The organism is Pseudomonas sp. GW822-FHT03F04 (assembly GCF_058801405.1).
The window spans coordinates 451,520-470,505 of sequence record NZ_JBXANF010000001.1 but is presented as its reverse complement, the minus strand read 5'-3'; the positions used below and the strand labels follow the sequence as shown (position 1 = coordinate 470,505).

At 61.0% G+C, this 18,986-nt stretch carries 19 protein-coding genes and 1 pseudogene; 9 read left to right on the top strand and 11 right to left on the bottom strand.

The features are described 5' to 3' along the window. The first annotated feature begins 1 nt into the window (after position 1). Entirely contained in the window at positions 2-370 is a 369-nt protein-coding gene (locus tag AC1RMX_RS02220; RefSeq protein ID WP_096817279.1) for a DUF4870 domain-containing protein, read from the top strand. 93 nt (positions 371-463) lie between these two features. Here AC1RMX_RS02220 and crc read toward each other — a convergent pair whose 3' ends face one another. Beyond that, entirely contained in the window at positions 464-1,243 is a 780-nt protein-coding gene (crc, locus tag AC1RMX_RS02215) for a catabolite repression control protein Crc (RefSeq protein ID WP_007920349.1), read from the bottom strand. A gap of 82 nt (positions 1,244-1,325) precedes the next feature. On the opposite strand from crc, the gene pyrE reads away from it, so the two are divergent. After that, positions 1,326-1,970 carry an orotate phosphoribosyltransferase gene (gene pyrE / locus AC1RMX_RS02210; protein ID WP_007954442.1) on the top strand — a complete coding sequence of 215 codons (645 nt, stop codon included), beginning with the start codon at positions 1,326-1,328 and terminating at the stop codon, positions 1,968-1,970. A 70-nt stretch (positions 1,971-2,040) separates the two neighbouring features. On the opposite strand, the gene argB is transcribed toward pyrE, so the two are convergent. From argB to coaBC, 4 genes and pseudogenes are all read right to left on the bottom strand, one after another. Continuing rightward, positions 2,041-2,946 (bottom strand): acetylglutamate kinase, encoded by a 906-nt coding sequence (gene argB / locus AC1RMX_RS02205; protein WP_003229488.1) that lies wholly within the window; start codon positions 2,944-2,946, stop codon positions 2,041-2,043. Between the two features lie 24 nt (positions 2,947-2,970). Beyond that, positions 2,971-4,374 (bottom strand): annotated as a pseudogene (locus AC1RMX_RS02200) (phosphomannomutase/phosphoglucomutase); the annotation flags it as partial. Positions 4,375-4,610: 236 nt separating this feature from the next. Continuing rightward, on the bottom strand, positions 4,611-5,066 hold the full coding sequence (dut, locus tag AC1RMX_RS02195) for a dUTP diphosphatase (protein ID WP_096817283.1): 456 nt from the start codon (positions 5,064-5,066) through the stop codon (positions 4,611-4,613). A 5-nt stretch (positions 5,067-5,071) separates the two neighbouring features. Continuing rightward, a complete protein-coding gene (gene coaBC, locus AC1RMX_RS02190) occupies positions 5,072-6,280 on the bottom strand; it encodes a bifunctional phosphopantothenoylcysteine decarboxylase/phosphopantothenate--cysteine ligase CoaBC (RefSeq protein ID WP_096817285.1) in 1,209 nt (402 codons plus the stop codon). Between the two features lie 135 nt (positions 6,281-6,415). Here coaBC and radC point away from each other — a divergent pair, with 135 nt between their 5' ends. Next, positions 6,416-7,090, top strand: coding sequence for a RadC family protein (gene radC / locus AC1RMX_RS02185; RefSeq protein ID WP_096817287.1), 675 nt, complete (start codon positions 6,416-6,418; stop codon positions 7,088-7,090). 36 nt (positions 7,091-7,126) lie between these two features. Here the strand turns inward: radC and AC1RMX_RS02180 are convergent, their stop codons facing one another. Beyond that, a complete protein-coding gene (locus AC1RMX_RS02180) occupies positions 7,127-8,713 on the bottom strand; it encodes an ABC transporter substrate-binding protein (protein WP_493070247.1) in 1,587 nt (528 codons plus the stop codon). 446 nt (positions 8,714-9,159) lie between these two features. Here AC1RMX_RS02180 and rpmB point away from each other — a divergent pair, with 446 nt between their 5' ends. Together rpmB and rpmG are read left to right on the top strand one after the other, a co-directional pair. Further along, positions 9,160-9,393, top strand: coding sequence for a 50S ribosomal protein L28 (gene rpmB, locus AC1RMX_RS02175; protein WP_003177273.1), 234 nt, complete (start codon positions 9,160-9,162; stop codon positions 9,391-9,393). Between the two features lie 11 nt (positions 9,394-9,404). Then, positions 9,405-9,560 (top strand): 50S ribosomal protein L33, encoded by a 156-nt coding sequence (gene rpmG, locus AC1RMX_RS02170; protein WP_003177274.1) that lies wholly within the window; start codon positions 9,405-9,407, stop codon positions 9,558-9,560. Between the two features lie 73 nt (positions 9,561-9,633). On the opposite strand, the gene AC1RMX_RS02165 is transcribed toward rpmG, so the two are convergent. Next, positions 9,634-9,996, bottom strand: coding sequence for a cupin domain-containing protein (locus tag AC1RMX_RS02165; RefSeq protein ID WP_085708876.1), 363 nt, complete (start codon positions 9,994-9,996; stop codon positions 9,634-9,636). A 236-nt stretch (positions 9,997-10,232) separates the two neighbouring features. Between AC1RMX_RS02165 and AC1RMX_RS02160 the strand changes: the two genes are divergently transcribed. After that, positions 10,233-11,726 carry an aldehyde dehydrogenase gene (locus AC1RMX_RS02160; RefSeq protein WP_085708877.1) on the top strand — a complete coding sequence of 498 codons (1,494 nt, stop codon included), beginning with the start codon at positions 10,233-10,235 and terminating at the stop codon, positions 11,724-11,726. Between the two features lie 184 nt (positions 11,727-11,910). Further along, positions 11,911-13,056, top strand: coding sequence for an MFS transporter (locus AC1RMX_RS02155; protein WP_096817292.1), 1,146 nt, complete (start codon positions 11,911-11,913; stop codon positions 13,054-13,056). A gap of 21 nt (positions 13,057-13,077) precedes the next feature. On the opposite strand, the gene AC1RMX_RS02150 is transcribed toward AC1RMX_RS02155, so the two are convergent. Together AC1RMX_RS02150 and AC1RMX_RS02145 are read right to left on the bottom strand one after the other, a co-directional pair. After that, entirely contained in the window at positions 13,078-14,646 is a 1,569-nt protein-coding gene (locus tag AC1RMX_RS02150) for a phospholipase D family protein (protein WP_493070245.1), read from the bottom strand. Positions 14,647-14,706: 60 nt separating this feature from the next. Then, positions 14,707-16,128, bottom strand: coding sequence for an aminotransferase-like domain-containing protein (locus AC1RMX_RS02145; RefSeq protein WP_192559290.1), 1,422 nt, complete (start codon positions 16,126-16,128; stop codon positions 14,707-14,709). A 179-nt stretch (positions 16,129-16,307) separates the two neighbouring features. On the opposite strand from AC1RMX_RS02145, the gene AC1RMX_RS02140 reads away from it, so the two are divergent. Further along, complete coding sequence (locus AC1RMX_RS02140; protein ID WP_096817297.1) at positions 16,308-16,553, top strand: DUF1127 domain-containing protein; 246 nt, start codon at positions 16,308-16,310, stop codon at positions 16,551-16,553. Positions 16,554-16,587: 34 nt separating this feature from the next. Here AC1RMX_RS02140 and AC1RMX_RS02135 read toward each other — a convergent pair whose 3' ends face one another. Then, entirely contained in the window at positions 16,588-17,898 is a 1,311-nt protein-coding gene (locus tag AC1RMX_RS02135; protein ID WP_493070242.1) for an NAD(P)/FAD-dependent oxidoreductase, read from the bottom strand. Between the two features lie 145 nt (positions 17,899-18,043). On the opposite strand from AC1RMX_RS02135, the gene AC1RMX_RS02130 reads away from it, so the two are divergent. Beyond that, the gene (locus AC1RMX_RS02130) at positions 18,044-18,397 is read left to right on the top strand and encodes a YkgJ family cysteine cluster protein (RefSeq protein ID WP_007954485.1); all 354 of its coding nucleotides are present in this window, start codon (positions 18,044-18,046) and stop codon (positions 18,395-18,397) included. A 4-nt stretch (positions 18,398-18,401) separates the two neighbouring features. On the opposite strand, the gene AC1RMX_RS02125 is transcribed toward AC1RMX_RS02130, so the two are convergent. Beyond that, positions 18,402-18,890, bottom strand: a complete 489-nt coding sequence (locus AC1RMX_RS02125; RefSeq protein ID WP_003177284.1) for an Lrp/AsnC ligand binding domain-containing protein — start codon at positions 18,888-18,890, stop codon at positions 18,402-18,404. Positions 18,891-18,986 lie beyond the last annotated feature (96 nt).

The following is an 18,986-nucleotide window of genomic DNA, read 5'->3' as shown; positions in this document are numbered from 1 at the left end:
GATGAGTGATGAGCAAGAGTTACTGCCCAAGCCGAGCCAGGAGGTTCGCCAATGGGCGATGTTCTGTCACTTGTCCGGCTTGCTGGGGATCTGGTTTCCATTTGGCAGTTTGATCGGGCCGCTGATCCTCTGGCAGATGAAGCGTGAGAAGGACTCGTTTATTGATGCGCAGGGTAAGGAAGCGCTGAATTTTCAGATCACGATGACCATTGCTACGCTCATTGGCGTGGGGCTGACGGTAGTGCTTATTGGGTATCTGCTGATTATCCCGGTGGTCATTTGCTCGTTTGTGCTGCCGATTATTGCTGGGGTGAAGGCTAACAACGGATTCCCTTACCGCTATCCGTTCACCTGGCGATTGCTCAAATAACGATCAACTCGAGTCTCCTGCATAAAAGCAAAAATCAGCGCCCACAAAAAAGCCGACAGCGATGTCGGCTTTTTTGCATCCACGAATCGACGCTTAGATGGTCAGCGTCCAGTCGTAGTCGACGATCAGCGGCGCGTGCTGCGAGAACCGTGGCTGACGCGGAAGGCGTGCACTGCGCACGAAGCGCCGCAGGCCCGGAGTCAGGATCTGGTAGTCGAAGCGCCAGCCCAGATTCAGCATCTCGGCCTGTTCGTTGTCCGGCCACCAGCTGTACTGGTCGCCTTCGCGGCTGACTTCGCGCAGGGCATCTACGTAGCCCATGTTGCCGACAATCTCGTCCATCCAGGCGCGTTCTGGCGCCAGGAAGCCCGGGGATTGCTGGCTGTCGCGCCAGTTCTTGATGTCGAGCTTCTGCTGCGCGACGTACAGCGAGCCACAATAAATGTACTCGCGACGTTTGCGCCGCTGTTTGTCCAGGTACTTGCCGAAGTCGTCCATGAGCTTGAACTTCTGGTTCAAGTCCTCATCGCCGTTCATCCCCGAAGGAAGCAGCAAGGTGGCAATACTGACTTTGTCGAAATCTGCTTGCAGGTAGCGCCCGTAGCGGTCGGCCGTCTCGAAACCGAGACCGCTGATGACAGCCTTCGGTTGCAACCGCGAGTACAAAGCCACGCCACCTTGGGCGGGAACTTCTGCGTCGCAGGCATAAAGGAAGTAGCCATCCAGTTGGAAGGCTGGGTCGTCCAGTTCAAAGGCGGAGGCACGGGTGTCCTGCAGGCAGATGACGTCGGCATTCTGTGCCTGCAGCCAACTGAGCAAACCTCGCTCGACTGCAGCCTGAATACCATTGACGTTCACACTGATGATCCGCATAAATGGCCCCAAAAATCGCGTGCGTGTATGATACACGGCGTCAAGCTAATTAGCTAAATCCGTGGTATTTGGGGTTTTTTTCATGCAAGCGTATCAGCGCGATTTCATTCGTTTTGCCATCGATCGCGGCGTTTTGCGCTTCGGTGAGTTCACCCTGAAGTCCGGGCGCACCAGTCCTTACTTCTTCAATGCCGGCCTGTTCAACTCGGGCTCCGCGCTGGCGCAGCTGGGTCGTTTCTACGCCGCAGCCATCGCCGAGAGCGGAATTCCGTTCGACGTGCTGTTTGGCCCGGCCTACAAAGGCATCCCGCTGGCGGCAACCACTGCCGTGGCGCTGGCCGAGCACCATAACCGCGATTTGCCATGGTGCTTCAACCGCAAGGAAGCCAAGGCCCACGGCGAAGGCGGCAGCCTGGTCGGCGCACCGCTGACCGGTGAAGTGCTGATCATCGACGACGTGATCACCGCCGGCACCGCGATCCGTGAAGTGATGCAGATCATCGCTTCCCAGGACGGCGCCAAGGCTGCCGGCGTGCTGATCGCCCTGAACCGTCAGGAGCGCGGCAACGGTGAGCTGTCGGCCATTCAGGAAGTCGAACGTGATTTCGGCATCCCGGTCATCAGCATCGTGTCGCTGAACCAGGTGCTGGAATTCCTGGCTGACGACCCGCAGCTCAAGCAGCACCTGCCAGCCGTTGAAGCCTATCGCGCCCAGTTCGGCGTCTGATCGCTTCTTCAGGGCAAAAAAAGACCCCGCTCAGCCTGGCTGAGCGGGGTCTTTTTGTTTGCGCTACGGCTTACGGACGCTTGCGATTGCTGATCAGCGTGCCCACACCGGTGTCGGTGAAGATTTCCAGCAGGATCGCGTTCGGCACGCGGCCGTCGATGATCAGCGAGCTGCCCACGCCGCCCTGAACCGCTTCCAGTGCACAGCGGATCTTCGGCAGCATACCGCCGTAGATGGTGCCGTCGGCGATCAGGTCGTCGACCTGTTGGGTGCTCAGGCCGGTCAGCACGGTGCCCGACTTGTCCATCAGGCCGGCGATGTTGGTCAGCAGCATCAGCTTCTCGGCTTTCAGCGCTTCGGCGACTTTACCGGCCACCAGGTCAGCGTTGATGTTGTACGACTCGCCGTTCTCACCCACGCCGATCGGCGCGATCACCGGGATGAAGTTGCCTTTGACCAGCAGGTTCAGCAGTTCGGTGTTGATCCCGACGACTTCGCCCACCTGGCCGATGTCGATGATTTCTGGCTGAGTCATCTCCGGGGTCTGGCGGGTGACGGTGAGCTTTTTCGCACGAATCAGCCCCGCGTCTTTGCCGGTCAGGCCGATGGCGCTGCCGCCGTGACGGTTGATCAGGTTGACGATGCTTTTGTTGACCTGACCGCCGAGGACCATTTCCACCACGTCCATGGTCGCCGCGTCGGTCACGCGCATGCCGTCGACGAAGTGGCTTTCGATCGACAGGCGCTTGAGCAGATCACCGATCTGCGGGCCGCCGCCGTGAACCACGACCGGGTTGATCCCCACGGCTTTCATCAAGACGATGTCGCGGGCGAAGCCGGTTTTCAGCTCCTCGCTTTCCATCGCGTTGCCGCCGTATTTGATCACCAGGGTCTTGCCGACATAACGTCGGATGTAAGGCAGCGCTTCGGACAGGACCTGGGCGGTGTGGGCGGCGGCTTCGCGTTCGAGGGTCATTCAGGGCTCCGGGTGAATCAGAAATCAGAACGGTAGTTGGAGATCAGGTGCAACGCGTTTCAGTTGGGCATGGAACACAGCCTGGATGCGCTGCAATTCAGCCTCGTCATCGGCCTCGAAGCGCAGCACCAGCACCGGTGTGGTGTTGGAGGCGCGCACCAGGCCCCAGCCTTTGGCGTAATCGACCCGCACGCCGTCAATGGTGGTCAGGTCGGCGCCTGGACCCCACTGCGCATCGTGCAGTGCATCAATGATGCTGAATTTGCTCTCTTCGGTCACATGGATATTGATTTCCGGCGTGGAAATATCGTTCGGGAAGGTCGCGAACAGCGTTTCCGCGTCGGATTTTTCCTTGCTGAGGATTTCCAGCAGCCGTGCGGCGCTGTAAATGCCGTCGTCGAAACCGAACCAGCGTTCCTTGAAGAAGATGTGCCCGCTCATTTCACCGGCCAGCAACGCGCCGGACTGTTTCATTTTCTTTTTGATCAACGAGTGACCGGTCTTCCACATTAGCGACTGGCCGCCATATTCCTTGATCAGCGGGATCAGGCGACGGGTGCATTTGACGTCGAAGATGATTTCCGCGCCCGGGTTGCGGGCCAGCACGTCGCGGGCAAACAGCATCAGCAGACGGTCCGGGAAGACGATGGTGCCGGTGTTGGTCACCACGCCGACGCGGTCGCCGTCACCGTCGAAGGCCAGGCCGATGTCAGCCTTGGTTTCCTTGACCTTGGCGATCAGGTCGACAAGGTTTTCAGGCTTGCCCGGGTCCGGGTGGTGGTTCGGGAAGTTGCCGTCGACTTCGCAGAACAGCGGGATGACTTCGCAGTTCAGCGCTTCGATCAGTTGCGGGGCGATCACGCCGGCCGCGCCGTTGCCGCAGTCGACCACGACTTTCAGGCGCCGGGCCAGTTTGATGTCCTGGACGATTTCGGTGGTGTAGCGGTCGAGGATCTCGACCTGGGTCACGCTGCCTTGGCCGCTGCTCAGGTTGCCGGTCTTGATACGCTCGTGCAGAACCTGGATCTGTTCGTTGGCGAGGGTGTCGCCGGCGATCACGATCTTGAAGCCGTTGTAGTTCGACGGATTGTGGCTGCCGGTAAGCATCACGCCGGATTTGCCGGCCAGCACGTTGGCGGCGTAATACAGCGCCGGGGTCGGCACCAGGCCGACGTCACTGACGTGGCAGCCGCTTTCGGCGATGCCGCGAATCAGCGCGGCAACCAGTTCGGGACCGGACAGGCGGCCGTCACGGCCAACGGACACGTTGGGTTCACCCTGGGCCAGGCTCTGGGAGCCAATGGCGCGGCCGATCCAGTAGGCGGTTTCGGCATTGAGGAATTCCGGCACGGTGCCGCGAATGTCATAGGCGCGGAAGATGCTGTCGGGAAGCTTCGGGGCGACTTGGGCGGGGGTGCTCATCTGCGGAAATGCTCCATCTCGAAAGTGGCGGGACACGCCGACGAATCATCTCGGCGGCTGGCTCAAACTGAAGGGTATGACGGCGGTTTTCACAGAGAGTTCGTGGTGTGAAAGGGCCATGACGCCTTGTCCGGCGTGGCTTTGGCCTGCCAATGCCTTGATTTTCGGTGCTAAACCTTGCAGATGACATTTTGAAATTCGTGGCGAAAAACACGCCCTCGCCACGACAGATTTCTAGCCGATCACTTGGTGCCGGAGTGGCCGAAACCGCCAGCGCCGCGCTCGGTTTCGACGAACTCTTCAACCATTTCGAAGTGCGCCTGCACCACCGGCACCAACACCAGTTGCGCCAGACGCTCGCCGACCGGCATGGTGAATTCGGTCTGGCCACGGTTCCAGCAGGAGACCATCAGCGGGCCCTGGTAATCGGAGTCGATCAGACCGACCAGATTGCCCAGCACGATGCCGTGCTTATGGCCCATGCCCGAGCGCGGCAGGATCAGCGCGGCAAGGTTCGGGTCGCCGATGTACACCGACAGACCGGTAGGGATCAGCACGGTTTCACCCGGCTTGATCACGATTTCCTCTTGCAGCATGGCGCGCAGGTCGAGACCGGCGGAGCCTGGTGTGGCGTATTGCGGCAGCGGGAATTCGGTACCGATGCGTGGGTCGAGGATCTTGGCTTGCAAAGCGTGCATGTAAATTAAACCTGGTTCAGACGTTCGGCGATAAAAGTGACCAGTTGGCGAGCGATCTTGCTCTTGCTGGTCTGGGCGAAAACCGTGGCGTGCAGCGCACGGTCGATGACGCTGCAGGCGTTTTCTTCGCTGTTGAAGCCGATACTCGGGTTGGCGACGTCGTTGGCGACGATCAGATCGAGATTCTTGTCCTTCAGCTTGCGTGCAGCGTAGTCGAGCAGGTGTTCGGTCTCGGCGGCGAAGCCGACACTGAACGGACGGTCGGGACGGGTCGCGATGGTGGCCAGGATGTCCGGGTTGCGCACCATTTGCAGGACGAAGCCGTCACCGCTCGTAGGATCTTTCTTTAATTTTTGCGGGGCGACGACTTCCGGACGGTAGTCCGCGACCGCCGCCGAGGCGATGAAGATGTCACAAGGGATCGCGGCTTCACACGCGGCGAGCATGTCGCGGGCGCTGACCACGTCGATCCGGGTGACACGATCCGGCGTCGGCAAATGCACCGGGCCGCTGATCAGGGTCACACGGGCGCCGGCTTCCACCGCCGCTTCCGCCAGGGCGAAGCCCATTTTGCCGGAGCTGTGGTTGGTGATGTAGCGCACCGGGTCGATGTTTTCCTGGGTCGGGCCGGCGGTGATCACCACGTGTTTGCCGGTCAGTGCCTGACGCTGGAAGCAGTCTGCCGCGAGCTGGGCCAGGTCGGTGGCTTCCATCATGCGGCCCATGCCGACGTCGCCGCAGGCCTGGCTACCGGAGGCCGGGCCGAAGGTCTTCAGGCCACGGCTTTCAAGGAGTTGCAGGTTGGCCTGGGTCGCCGGATCGCGCCACATGGCCTGGTTCATGGCCGGAGCGACAGCGACGATGGCGTCGGTGGCCAGCACCAGCGTGGTCAGCAGATCGTTGGCAATGCCTTGGGCCAGACGGGCCAGCAGGTCGGCGGTGGCCGGGGCGATCAGCACCATATCGGCCCATTTGGCCAGTTCGATGTGGCCCATCGCCGCTTCGGCGGCCGGGTCGAGCAAATCCAGGTGAACCGGGTGGCCGGACAGGGCCTGCATGGTCAGCGGGGTGATGAATTCGCTGCCGCCACGGGTCATGACCACGCGCACTTCGGCGCCCTGATCGATCAGGCGGCGAACTAGGTCAGCGCTCTTGTAGGCAGCGATACCGCCGCCGACGCCCAGAACGATGCGTTTCCGATACAGCCGCTGCATAGGTCTGCCTTTCATTTCGTTGGTGACATACGTGGCGAAACCCCCTCCCCAGGGTGAATTCGCCCGCAAAAAAGATGGGCTACGATATCACAGCGACCGCTACGGAACAGCGGCGCCCACAGACAAGGAATGTGTATGAGTATTCGCGATTGGCCGGCGGCGGAAAGGCCGCGGGAGAAGCTGCTTGAACAGGGTTCGGGAAGTCTTTCCGATGCCGAATTGCTGGCGATTTTTTTACGCACCGGCGTATCCGGGAAAAGCGCGGTGGATCTGGCGCGACACTTGTTGAATCAGTTCGGCAGCCTTCGTGCGTTGCTGGAGGCAGATCTCGGGGCGTTCAGCGAGCAATTGGGGCTGGGGCCGGCGAAATTTGCTCAATTGCAGGCGGTGCTGGAGATGGCCCGGCGGCATCTGGCCGAGCGCATGCGCCAGAAACCGACGCTGGAAAATCCACAGGTCGTACGCGACTACCTCAAAGCCATGCTGCGCCACGAGCCACACGAGGTGTTCGGTTGCCTGTTTCTGGACTCAAAACACCAAGTGCTGACCTTCGAACCGCTGTTTCGCGGCTCCATCGACAACACCGCCGTACATCCCAGGGAAGTGGTGAAACGTGCGCTGGCGAACAATGCGGCAGCCGTGATCCTGTGCCACAACCACCCGTCGGGAAACACGGATCCCAGTCAGGCTGATCGATTATTGACCAAGCGATTGCAGAAAGCGCTTGAGCTGATCGATGTGCGAGTGCTCGACCACTTCATCGTCGGAGATGGCGAGCCGTTGTCGATGGCGGAGTGTGGCTGGATGTAGCTTGCAGCGACTGCAGTCGCTGCAAGCCGGGGCGGATTACTTCAGGGTGACCTTGGAGTAATCCTGCCGCCCGAACGGGCTCACCGAGTAACCCTGTACGTCTTTACGCGTCAGCGCATAGGCCGTCGGATGTGCCAGCGGCAGCCACAATGCCTGCTGCTGGATCTGCGCCTGTGCCTGTTCGTAGAGCTTGGTGCGTACGCCTTGCTCGCTGGTGGTCTTGCCGGCGCTGATCAGCTTGTCCAGATCGGCGTTGCAGTAGCGGGCGAAGTTGGTGCCGGACTTCACTGCTGCGCAGGAAAACTGCGGCGTGAGGAAGTTGTCCGGGTCGCCGTTGTCGCCGGCCCAGCCCATGAACAGCAGGTCATGCTCGCCAGCCTTGGCGCGACGGATCAACTCGCCCCATTCGATCACGCGGATTTCCGCCTGAATGCCGATTTCCGCCAGGTCCGATTGCAGCAGTTGTGCACCCAGGCTCGGGTTCGGGTTGAGCAGGCTGCCGGACGGGCGCGTCCAGATGGTGGTCTGGAAGCCGTCCTTCAATCCGGCCTTGGCCAGCAACGCCTTGGCCTTTTCCACGTCGTGCGGGTAGCCCGGCAGGCTCTTGGCGTAGCTCCAGGTGTTCGGTGGATACGGGCCGTTGGCGGCTTCGGCGGTGTCTTCGAACACAGCCTTGAGGTAGTTGGCCTTGTCGAAGGCGAGGTTGATCGCCTGACGAACTTCCGGCTTGTCCAGTGGCGGATGCTGGCTGTTGATGCCGACGAATGCGGTCATGAACGCGTCAGTTTTTTCGACTTTCAGCGTCGGTTCTTCCTTCGCAGCCTGTACGTCCAGAGGCTTTGGTGACAGGGCAATCTGGCACTCGTTACGCCGCAGCTTTTGCAGGCGCACGTTGGCGTCCGGGGTAATGGCGAAGATCAACGGATCCACCGCAGGCTTGCCGCCGAAGTAGTCCGGGTTGGCCTTGTAGCGGATCGACGCGTCTTTCTGGAACCGGGTGAGGACGAACGGGCCGGTGCCGACCGGTTGGCTGTTGAGCTTGTCGGTCGCGCCGGCCTTCAGCAGTTTGTCGGCGTATTCGGCGGAATAGATCGAGGCGAAACCCATGCTCAGGGTCGCGAGGAACGTCGAGTCTGGGTGGTCGAGGGTGAAACGCACGGTCAGCGGGTCCAGTGCGTCGATCTTCTTGATCAGGCTCGGCAACTGCATCGACTGGGCGTGCGGGAAGCCGCTCTGGGCGACCTTGTGCCACGGGTTGGCCGGGTCGAGCATGCGGTCGAAGCTGAATTTGACGTCTTCGGCGGTCAGCTCGCGGGTCGGCTTGAAGTAGTCGGTGGTGTGAAACTTCACCTGCGGGTGCAGTCTGAAGACATAGCTCAGGCCATCGGTGCTGACTTCCCAGCTATCGGCCAGGCTCGGGACCACCTTGCCGCTGGCGGTATCGAAGTCCACCAGGCGATTCATCAGCACGTCGGCCGAAGCGTTGGTGGTGGTCAGCGAGTTGTATTGCACCACGTCGAACCCTTCGGGGCTGGCCTCGGTGCACACGCTCAGGGCGGCGGCATGGGCCAGGGGGCTCAGCAATAGCGGGGCGAGCAGCAGGGGGAGGGCAGCGAGGCGCATGGTCGGCTTCCTTTACAGATCGAAGGCCCATCTGCAAGTGCAGTCTGGAAAAGGCCTACCCTAGTGGTCGCGATTGCAAATGACTATCCCCTTTTTGCATTTTCGGGGCTGCGCGGCTGAGGATTTATCGGAAGTGGCGGCAGGAAAAGTCTCGATTGCGGGTATGATCGGTTTTCTTCGACGAATGGTAAAAATTGCCGCCAGCCTTTGCCCAAGCCGCTTGCGGGCGGAAAAAGCGGCTTTTTAGCCATTCTTTGCACACGGAAAGTTGTTGCTCCGTGGTCTTTCTGGTATAAAGCAGCGCTCTTTTCTAGGGGCCCGGTTCCTTCGCTTGTAGGTGTAGCCGGTAAGACCTCTAAAGAATCGCGGCGCCTGGCGCCACAATGACTAGAGATTAAGCGGCCAACCCATGCCGGGTTGGGCATGTGGTTTTAGAGGGCTGAGGCATGTCTAGAGTATGTCAAGTTACCGGTAAGGGTCCGGTGACTGGGAACAACATTTCCCACGCAAACAACAAAACCCGTCGTCGTTTCCTGCCGAACCTGCAGCATCACCGCTTCTGGGTTGAAGAAGAGAAACGTTTCGTACGCCTGCGCGTTTCCGCCAAAGGCATGCGTATCATCGACAAGCGTGGCATCAGCGTTGTGCTGGCCGAGCTGCGTCGCGACGGCAAGGTTTAAGGGAGCTAATCATGCGTGAATTGATTCGTTTGATCTCGAGCGCCGGTACTGGTCACTTCTACACTACCGACAAGAACAAGCGTACTACCCCGGACAAAATCGAGATCAAGAAATATGATCCGGTTGTTCGCAAGCACGTGATCTACAAGGAAGGCAAAATCAAGTAATTGATTTTTCCCGACTTACGAAAAAGGCCCGTATCTCACGATACGGGCCTTTTTTGTTGCCTGATGAAAGGCCTCAGGCCTTCTGTTCGAAGATCACATAGACCTTGCGGCAGGCTTCCAGCACTTCCCAGGTGCCACGGAAGCCGGCCGGAATCACGAAGCGGTCACCGACACGCAGGGTTTTGGCATTGCCTTCGCCGTCACGTAGCACCGAAACGCCTTGCAGGATTTCGCAGTATTCATGCTCGGTGTAATTCACTGTCCATTGCCCGACTGCACCTTCCCACACGCCGACGCCCATCTGCCCGCAAGGGCTGTCGTATTGATTGAACACCGCTTGTTCGGGATCGCCCTTGAGGACTTTTGCCGGGTCCGGGCGGTAGCGTTCGGCCTGGTCCATGGTCAGGCTGATGTCGACGACGTTCTGGATGTTCATTGTTGTTTTCTCCCGTGATGACGGCGCGGTGGCTTGAAGGGGCCAAAGTCTATGTTGATTAAATTGAACGCCGCAAGGCTGTATAACCGCCTTATGTCAAATATATTGAAACAACCCCGGCCGCTGGTTTAGGGTGGCGGGTGCCTTGGGCCGAAAACAGGCTGGCCGGGCAGAATTCCTGAGGACGCCGGCGAAGATCGCGCGGCGCTCGTATTCAACAAGAGGAGGACACTCGAATGACCACCCTGACTCGTGCCGACTGGGAACAACGCGCCCGCGACCTGAAGATCGAAGGCCGCGCCTACCTTAATGGCGAGTACACCGATGCCGTCTCCGGCGAGACCTTCGAGTGCATCAGCCCGGTCGATGGCCGTCTGCTGGGCAAGATTGCCAGCTGTGACGCCGCCGATGCCCAGCGCGCTGTGGAAAACGCTCGCGCCACTTTCAATTCCGGCGTCTGGTCGCGCCTGGCACCGACCAAACGCAAAGCCACCATGATCCGTTTCGCCGGCCTGCTCAAGCAGCACGCCGAAGAGCTGGCCCTGCTCGAAACCCTCGACATGGGCAAGCCGATCAGCGATTCGCTGTACATCGACGTTCCGGGCGCGGCGCAAGCGCTGAGCTGGAGCGGTGAAGCGATCGACAAGATCTACGACGAAGTCGCCGCGACTCCGCACGATCAGTTGGGACTGGTAACCCGCGAGCCGGTGGGCGTGGTTGGCGCCATCGTGCCGTGGAACTTCCCGCTGATGATGGCCTGCTGGAAACTCGGCCCGGCGCTGTCGACCGGTAACTCGGTGATCCTCAAGCCGTCGGAAAAATCCCCGCTGACCGCCATCCGCATCGCCGAACTGGCGGTTGAAGCCGGCATTCCGAAAGGCGTGCTGAACGTGCTGCCAGGCTACGGCCACACCGTCGGCAAGGCGCTGGCTCTGCATAACGATGTCGACACCCTGGTGTTCACCGGTTCGACCAAGATCGCCAAGCAACTGATGATCTATTCCGGCGAATCGAACATGAAACGCGTCTGGCTGGAAGCCGGCGGCAAGAGCCCGAACATCGTGTTTGCCGATGCGCCGGACCTGCAGGCTGCGGCCGAGTCCGCTGCCAGCGCCATCGCCTTCAACCAGGGCGAAGTCTGCACCGCCGGTTCGCGTCTGCTGGTCGAGCGTTCGATCAAGGACAAATTCCTGCCGATGGTGATCGAGGCGCTGAAAGCCTGGAAGCCGGGCAACCCGCTGGATCCGGCCACCAACGTCGGTGCGCTGGTCGACACCCAGCAGATGAACACCGTGCTGTCCTACATCGAGTCGGGCCACACCGACGGCGCCAAACTGGTGGCTGGCGGCAAGCGCATTCTTCAGGAAACTGGCGGGACCTACGTCGAACCGACGATATTCGACGGCGTGAGCAACGCGATGAAGATCGCTCAGGAAGAGATCTTCGGCCCGGTGCTGTCGGTCATTGCCTTCGACACGGCCGAGGAAGCGATCAACATCGCCAACGACACGCCTTACGGCCTGGCGGCAGCGGTCTGGACGCAGGACATTTCCAAGGCTCACCTGACCGCCAAGGCACTGCGTGCCGGCAGCGTGTGGGTCAATCAGTACGATGGCGGCGACATGACCGCACCGTTTGGCGGCTTCAAGCAGTCGGGCAACGGCCGTGACAAGTCGCTGCACGCGTTCGACAAATACACCGAGCTGAAGGCGACCTGGATCAAGCTGTAAACCGTTGAGGGAGTCTGCTCCGGCAGGCTCCCGAACGATACAAAGATCCCTGTGGGAGCGAGCTTGCTCGCGAAAGCGGTGTATCAGTCAGCACATCTGCTGAATGTGAAACCGTTATCGCGAGCAAGCTCGCTCCCACAGTGTTTTGTGGTGCACATAAAAATTATCCACAGGAGCGTGGACCATGCGTTGGGCGACGTATTTCGCCGTGTTGGCGTCTGTCTTGAGTGTTGGCCTGGCCCTGGGTGTCAGCATGCCGCTGGTGTCGTTGCGTCTGGAGGGCTGGGGTTATGGTTCGTTCGCCATCGGCGTGATGGCGGCGATGCCGGCCATCGGTGTGTTGCTGGGGGCTAAGGTTTCAAGTCATCTGGCGGCGCGCTTCGGTACGGCGAACCTGATGCGCCTGTGCCTGTGGGGCGGGGCATTGTCCATCGGCCTGCTGGCATTGTTGCCGAGTTATCCGATCTGGCTGGTACTGCGGCTGATGATCGGGGTAATCCTGACGATCGTGTTCATCCTCGGCGAGAGCTGGATCAATCAACTGGTGGTCGAGCAGTGGCGCGGGCGATTGGTGGCGCTGTATGGCAGCAGTTATGCATTGAGCCAACTGTCTGGCCCGTTACTGCTGGGTGCGCTCGGCACCGAGCATGATTACGGCTTCTGGGCGGGTGTCGGCCTTTTGATCGCTGCGCCGCTTCTGCTGCTGGGGCGCAGCGGTGCACCGAGCAGCGAGGCCAGCAGCGTGACCTTCGGCGATCTGTGGGGCTTCAGCCGAGAATTGCCGGCAATTGCCTGGGCGGTGTCGCTGTTCGCCGCATTCGAGGCGATGATTCTGACCCTGTTGCCGGTGTACTGCCTGCAACAGGGCTTCACGGCGGAAATCGCGCTGGCGATGGTCAGCACCGTGGTGGTCGGCGATGCGCTGCTGCAATTGCCGATCGGTGCGCTGGCCGACTATCTGTCGCGGCGGACCTTGTTCACCGGTTGCGCCGTGGTGCTGATGCTGTCGAGTCTGGCGATCCCGATGCTGATCGACACCTTGCTGATCTGGCCGCTGTGGGTGCTGTTCGGCGCCAGTGCCGGTGGTTTGTTCACCCTGTCGCTGATCCTGATCGGCGAGCGCTACCGCGACGACGCGCTGGTGCGGGCCAATGCGCATGTCGCGCAACTGTGGGGTGTCGGTTGCCTGATCGGGCCGTTGGCGGCGGGGGCGGGCAGTCAATGGATCAGCGGGCACGCATTGCCGTGGTTCATGGCGGCCGGGGCGTTCGGTCTGGTGATTCTGCTGTCGCGGCAAGGGGCGTTCGGCAAGGTGCCGGAGCCGGCCTGATGATCCGGCTGGAGCGGGCTGCTACAGCATCCGCTCCAGCCCCACCGTGGTGCTGAACCACGCATTGAACCGCCGCCACCAGCTGCCGGGCTCCTTGGTCAGCGTGTGCATCTGGCCGTTGTCCTCGGTGACCCAGACGACTTTCCCGTCCTGAAGTTTTGCCTCGTAACTCAGCGCCGGCGCCATGCCCTGCAAGGCCAGTTCCCGAACGCGGGCAGCCAGTTCGGGACTGTCCACCAGCACCCCGACTTCGGTGTTCCACAGCACCGAGCGCGGGTCGAAATTGAACGAGCCGATGAACGCTTTTTTCCCGTCGAAAATCATCGCCTTGCTGTGCAGGCTGGAGTCCGAGCCGCGAAACGACTTGCTGTAAAACAGGTGCGGGCCACTTCCGAACTTATCCCCAGGCTGGCGCCGCAGCTCGTACAGCTTCACGCCATGTTCCAGCAACGCCTTGCGATAGGGTGCGTAACCGCCGTGCACTGCCGGCACGTCGGTGGCTTCCAGCGAGTTGGTCAGCAGGCTCACCGACACACCTGCATCGGCGCGGCCGGTCAGGTAGACCAGCCCCGGCTGTCCCGGTACGAAGTAGGCGGAAATCATCATCAGTTCTTTGCTGGCGCCCCGCAGCTCTGGCGCGAGTTGCGTGGTCAGCAGCAGTTGTGGATCAGGCTTGCCGTCCGCCAGCACCTTGCTCGGTGCATCCCACAACGCCTGGTTCCAGGCCCAGATCAGCTCCCGGCGCCAGATGTCCATGCGCGGGTGGGTGGTGAAGGTCATCAACTGTTGGTACAGCGCGTGGTTCTGTTTGCGGGTTTCTTCGAGGGATTCTTCCAGGCGCGTGCGGGTGTTCTGCAGGTCTTTGGCCGAGGGTTTGCTGGAGAGAAACTCGTCGATCGGTTTGCTCAGGGCGCTGTTCCAGTACTGGTCGAAACTGTGCCCGAGCTGCTCGGCGACCGGCCCGACGCTGAGCATATCGATGTCGGTGAAGTTCAGGTTCGGCTCGGCATCGAAGTACTCGTCACCCAGATTGCGCCCGCCGACGATGGCGGCGCTGTTGTCCGCCAGCCACAGCTTGTTGTGCATCCGCCGATGCTGCAGTGACAGGTTGAACAGCCGCCCGGCCGCACGGGTCACGCCGGTGCTGCGCCCCAGGTTCAGGGGGTTGAACAGACGGATCTGGATGTTCGGGTGCGCCGCCAGCGTGGCGATGATCAGGTCGAGGCCGTCGCTGGTGGTGTCGTCCAACAGAATGCGCACTCGCACACCACGGTCGGCAGCCTTGAGCACTTCTTCCACCAGCATTCGCGTACTGATGCCGTCGTGGACGATGTAGTACTGCAGGTCGAGGCTGCTCTGGGCGTTGCGGATCAATTCGGCGCGGGCGGTGAAGGCTTCGGTGCTGTTGGACAGCAGGCGGAATCCGGACTGGCCTTTGTACGGTGCCGCCTGGGCCTGGATCGAGCGGCCGAAACTCGATGCAGAGGCCGGCAATGCCTGGCTCGGCTCGCGCGGTACGTCGAGGGTCGCGCAACCGCCAAGGAACGAGGCGAGTAACAGCAGAGCGAGTAGGGGCTGTCTGAAGCTCACGTAGGATCGTTCCGATTGGCGGCAAGGGTCGGCATATGGACGCGGGTCTCTCGAAAAAGGTCAGTCGGCTTCAGCCAGCAGTTTGATCGCCGCCGCACCGACCTTGCGCACTGCCTCTTCGACCAGCGCGGTCGGTTTGGCAGCGTAGTTCATGCGCAGGCAATTGCGGTACTTGCCCGAGGCAGAAAAGATGCTGCCGACGGCAATCTGTACGCCCTGATCGTGCAGCGCACGATTCAGTTTCAGCGTATCGAAACCTTCCGGCAGTTCCACCCAGAGCATGAAGCTGCCTTGCGGGCGGCTGGCGCGGGTGCCGGCCGGGAAATAACGGGTCACCCAATCGATCATCACGTCGCGATTGCGCTGGTATTGCGTGCGCATCCGCCGCAAATGCGGTTCGAAGTGCCCGGCCTTGATAAATTCGGCGATGGCGATCTGCGGTTGTGTCGCGGTGGAGCCGGTGCTGATGTATTTCATGTGCAGTACGCGTTCGAGATAGCGACCGGGCGCGACCCAGCCGATACGCAGCCCCGGCGCGAGGGTCTTGGAAAACGAACTGCACAGCAATACGCGACCGTCTTCGTCGAAGGATTTGATCGTGCGTGGGCGCGGGTAGGTGTAGGCCAGTTCGCCGTAGACATCGTCCTCGATGACTGCCACATCGAAGCGCTGGGCCAGGTTCAACAGGGCACGTTTGCGCGACTCCGGCATGATGTAGCCGAGCGGGTTGTTGCAGTTGGGGGTGAGCTGGATGACCTTGATCGGCCACTGCTCCAGCGCCAGTTCCAGCGCTTCGAGGCTGATGCCGGTGAGCGGATCGGTGGGGATTTCCAGGGCTTTCATGCCCAGCCCCTTGAGGGTCTGCATGGCGCCGTGAAAGCTTGGCGAATCCACGGCGACGATGTCGCCGGGCTCGCAGATCGCGTGGATGCTGGTGGACAGCGCTTCGTGGCAACCGGTGGTGACCACCAGATCACTGGCGCTCAACTGGCAGCCGGAGTCGAGCATCAACCGAGCGATCTGTTCGCGCAGTTCGAGGGTGCCGTGGATGTTGTCGTAATACAGACCGGGCATGTCCTGGCGGCGGCTGATGCGTGCCAGTCCGCGCAGCAGCGGTTTCATCGTCGGTGACGAGATGTCCGGCATGCCGCGACCGAGTTGCACCACGTCCTTGCGCGGCACGGCGCGAATCAGCTCAAGCACCTGATCCCACTGGGAAATCTCTACCGGCCGTTGGGCCGGGCGCCCGACCGCCGGCAATTCCGGCAGCTCCCTCCCAGCGGGCACAAAGTACCCGGACTTGGGCTTTGGCGTGGCCAGGCCGCTGTCTTCCAGCATCCGATAGGCCTGCTGCACCGTGCTCAGGCTGACCCCATGTTCTACGCTCAAGGCGCGCACCGACGGCAGGCGATCACCCGGACGGTAGAAGCCTTGTTCGATGCGGGTGCCGAGCAACTCGGCAAGGTTCACATACAGGGTCATGGCACTGCCTCGATGCAGGTGATTCGAAAAACCAGTACAGATGCGGCGTAAATCGACAATTCAGTCTCGGGAACAGCAAATCTGTATGGAGTTAATACAGATGTGTTGAATCTGTAATGCTTTTGTCGACCCGCGCATCATGGAATCTCTGGCTACCCAAGTAAACAGGAGCAATGAAAATGAACGGTTTGAGCGATGTGCGGCTGACGTTACACAGTCAGGAACTGGAGGCAGGGCAACAGGACAACGCGCGCGACGAGATCATGCGCAACGCACCGTCCGGGCTGAGTCGCTGGGGTCTGTTCTGGCATCGTCTGCACACGCGCAAGGCGTTGCTGGGCCTGACGCCGGAGCAGCTCAAGGATGTCGGGCTGACACGGGAACAGGCGCTGGAGGAGGGGTTGAAGCCGTTCTGGCGGATCTAGAGGGATCGTTCCCACGCAGAGCGTGGGAACGAGCTCAGACCAGCTCTTTGAGTCGATGCCACAACATCCCCAATGCCAGCAACGGCGAACGCAGATGCTTGCCGCCGGGGAAGGTGATATGTGGCACTTTGGCGAACAGGTCGAAGCCACCGCTGTGCTGGCCGCTGATGGCCTCGGCCAGCAACTTGCCCGCCAGGTGCGTGGCGTTCACACCATGGCCGGAATAGGCCTGGGCGAAATACACGTTCGGCTGGTCGGCGAGCCGGCCAATCTGCGGCAGACGGTTGGCACCGATGCCGATCATCCCGCCCCACTGATAATCGATCTTCACTGATGCGAGCTGCGGGAACACTTCCAGCATCTTCGGCTGCATATACGCGGCGATGTCCTTCGGATCACGCCCCGAGTAATGGCAAGCGCCGCCGAACAACAGGCGGCGGTCCGCCGAGAGCCGGTAGTAATCCAGTGCCACGCGCTGGTCGCAGACCGCCATGTTCTGCGGCAGCAGGGCGTGGGCCTGTTCTTCGCTCAGCGGTTCGGTGGCGATGATATAGCTGCCGGCGGGAAGCACCTTGCCGCTGAGTTGCGGATTCAGATTGTTGAGATAGGCGTTGCAGCCGAGCACCAGCGTCTTCGCCCGCACCGAGCCTTGCGCCGTGTGCACCCGGACTTCGGGGCCGTAATCAATGTGGGTGACCGCCGATTGTTCGAACAGTTTGACGCCCAGTTGCTGCGCCGCCGCGGCTTCGCCCAATGCCAGGTTCAGCGGGTGCAGGTGACCGGAACCCATGTCGATCAAGCCGCCGACATAGCGCTTGGAACCGACCACGGTGTGCATTTCATTCGCTTGCAGCAGGCGGGTTTCGTAGCGGTAACCAAGGCCTCGCAGTTCTTCGGCGTCTTCGGCAAAGCCTTCCAGGTCGGAAGGTTTGTTGGCGAGGTCGCAATAACCCCAGGTCAGGTCGCAGGGGATCTGAAATTTTTCGACGCGCTGTCGGACGATTTCCACCGCTTCCAGGCCCATGAGCTTCATCTGACGTACGCCGTCGGTGCCGATCACGTTGGCGAACTGGTCGAGCCCGTGGCCTACCCCGCGAATCAGTTGCCCGCCGTTGCGCCCGCTGGCGCCCCAGCCGATCCGGTGCGCTTCCAGCAGCACCACGCTCAAGCCCCGTTCAGCCAGTTCCAGCGCGGTGTTCAGCCCGGAGAAACCGCCACCGACCACGCACACGTCGGCAATCAGTTCGCTTTGCAGCACCGGATGGTCGGGCTGCGGCAGGCTGCTGGCGGCGTAATAAGAGGCAACGTGGGGTTGGCTCGCGGAGGCGTGGGCGCGGGCATTCATGGGCGTCATCCTGAACGGGTGTCGAGAAAATTTGACGGAGCATAAGCCGCAGGCCCGAGGCCGGGCAACATTGGTCGGCTTATGGTGTCTGGATCACGGCTTTTGCGGCACAATTGCCGCCTATTTCGCTCCGGTTACCGCTGCAATGAGCTGCAACAGTCAGAAAATCCGCACCCTGCGTCAGCAGATTCCCACGTTCGAGTGCGTGCCAGGCTGTCATGACTGCTGTGGGCCGGTGACCACCTCGCCCGAGGAAATGTCCCGCCTGCCGCGCAAGACGCGCGCCGAGCAGGACGCGGCCATGGAAGAACTCAACTGTGTGCACCTGGGGCCGAACGGCTGCACGGTGTATGACGAGCGGCCACTGATATGCCGGTTGTTCGGCACCACCCAGACCCTGCCGTGCCCCAACGGCCGGCGGCCGGTGGAGCTGATTCACCCACGGGTCGAGAAGCAGGTGTTCGAGTACATGGCCGAAAACCGGCAGGTGCTGGTCTGAGCGATCAGTCCGGAATCGGCAGGCTCAGGCTCTCTTTCACTTCTTCCATCACGATGTAGCTCTTGGATTCACGCACGTGCGGCAGCTTGAGCAGGATGTCGCCCAGCAGCTTGCGGTACGAGGCCATCTCGGAAATCCGCGCCTTCACCAGATAGTCGAAATCCCCTGACACCAGGTGGCATTCGAGCACGTGGGGCAATTTCAGCACCGCGCGTCGGAACTCTTCGAAAGTATCGCCGGATTTGTAGTCGAGGCTGATCTCGACGAACACCAAGAGACTACCCTTCAAGTGCTGCGGATTCAGGCGGGCGTTGTAGCCCATGATGATCCCCTCGCGCTCAAGGCGCCGCACCCGCTCCGTGCAAGGCGTGGTGGAGAGCCCGACCTTCTCACCCAGTTCGGTGAATGAAATCCGCCCGTCCGCCTGCAGGATCCGCAAGATGTTGCGGTCGATCTTGTCCAGCTCACGTTTGGTCTGAGTGTTGGTACGCATAGGGGATGCGCCTCCGTGAAAAGGGTTTTTGCCGAGAATTGTCGCCAAATATAGGCGCTTATACAGTGAAAAGCACTGGCGAATCTTTTTTACACT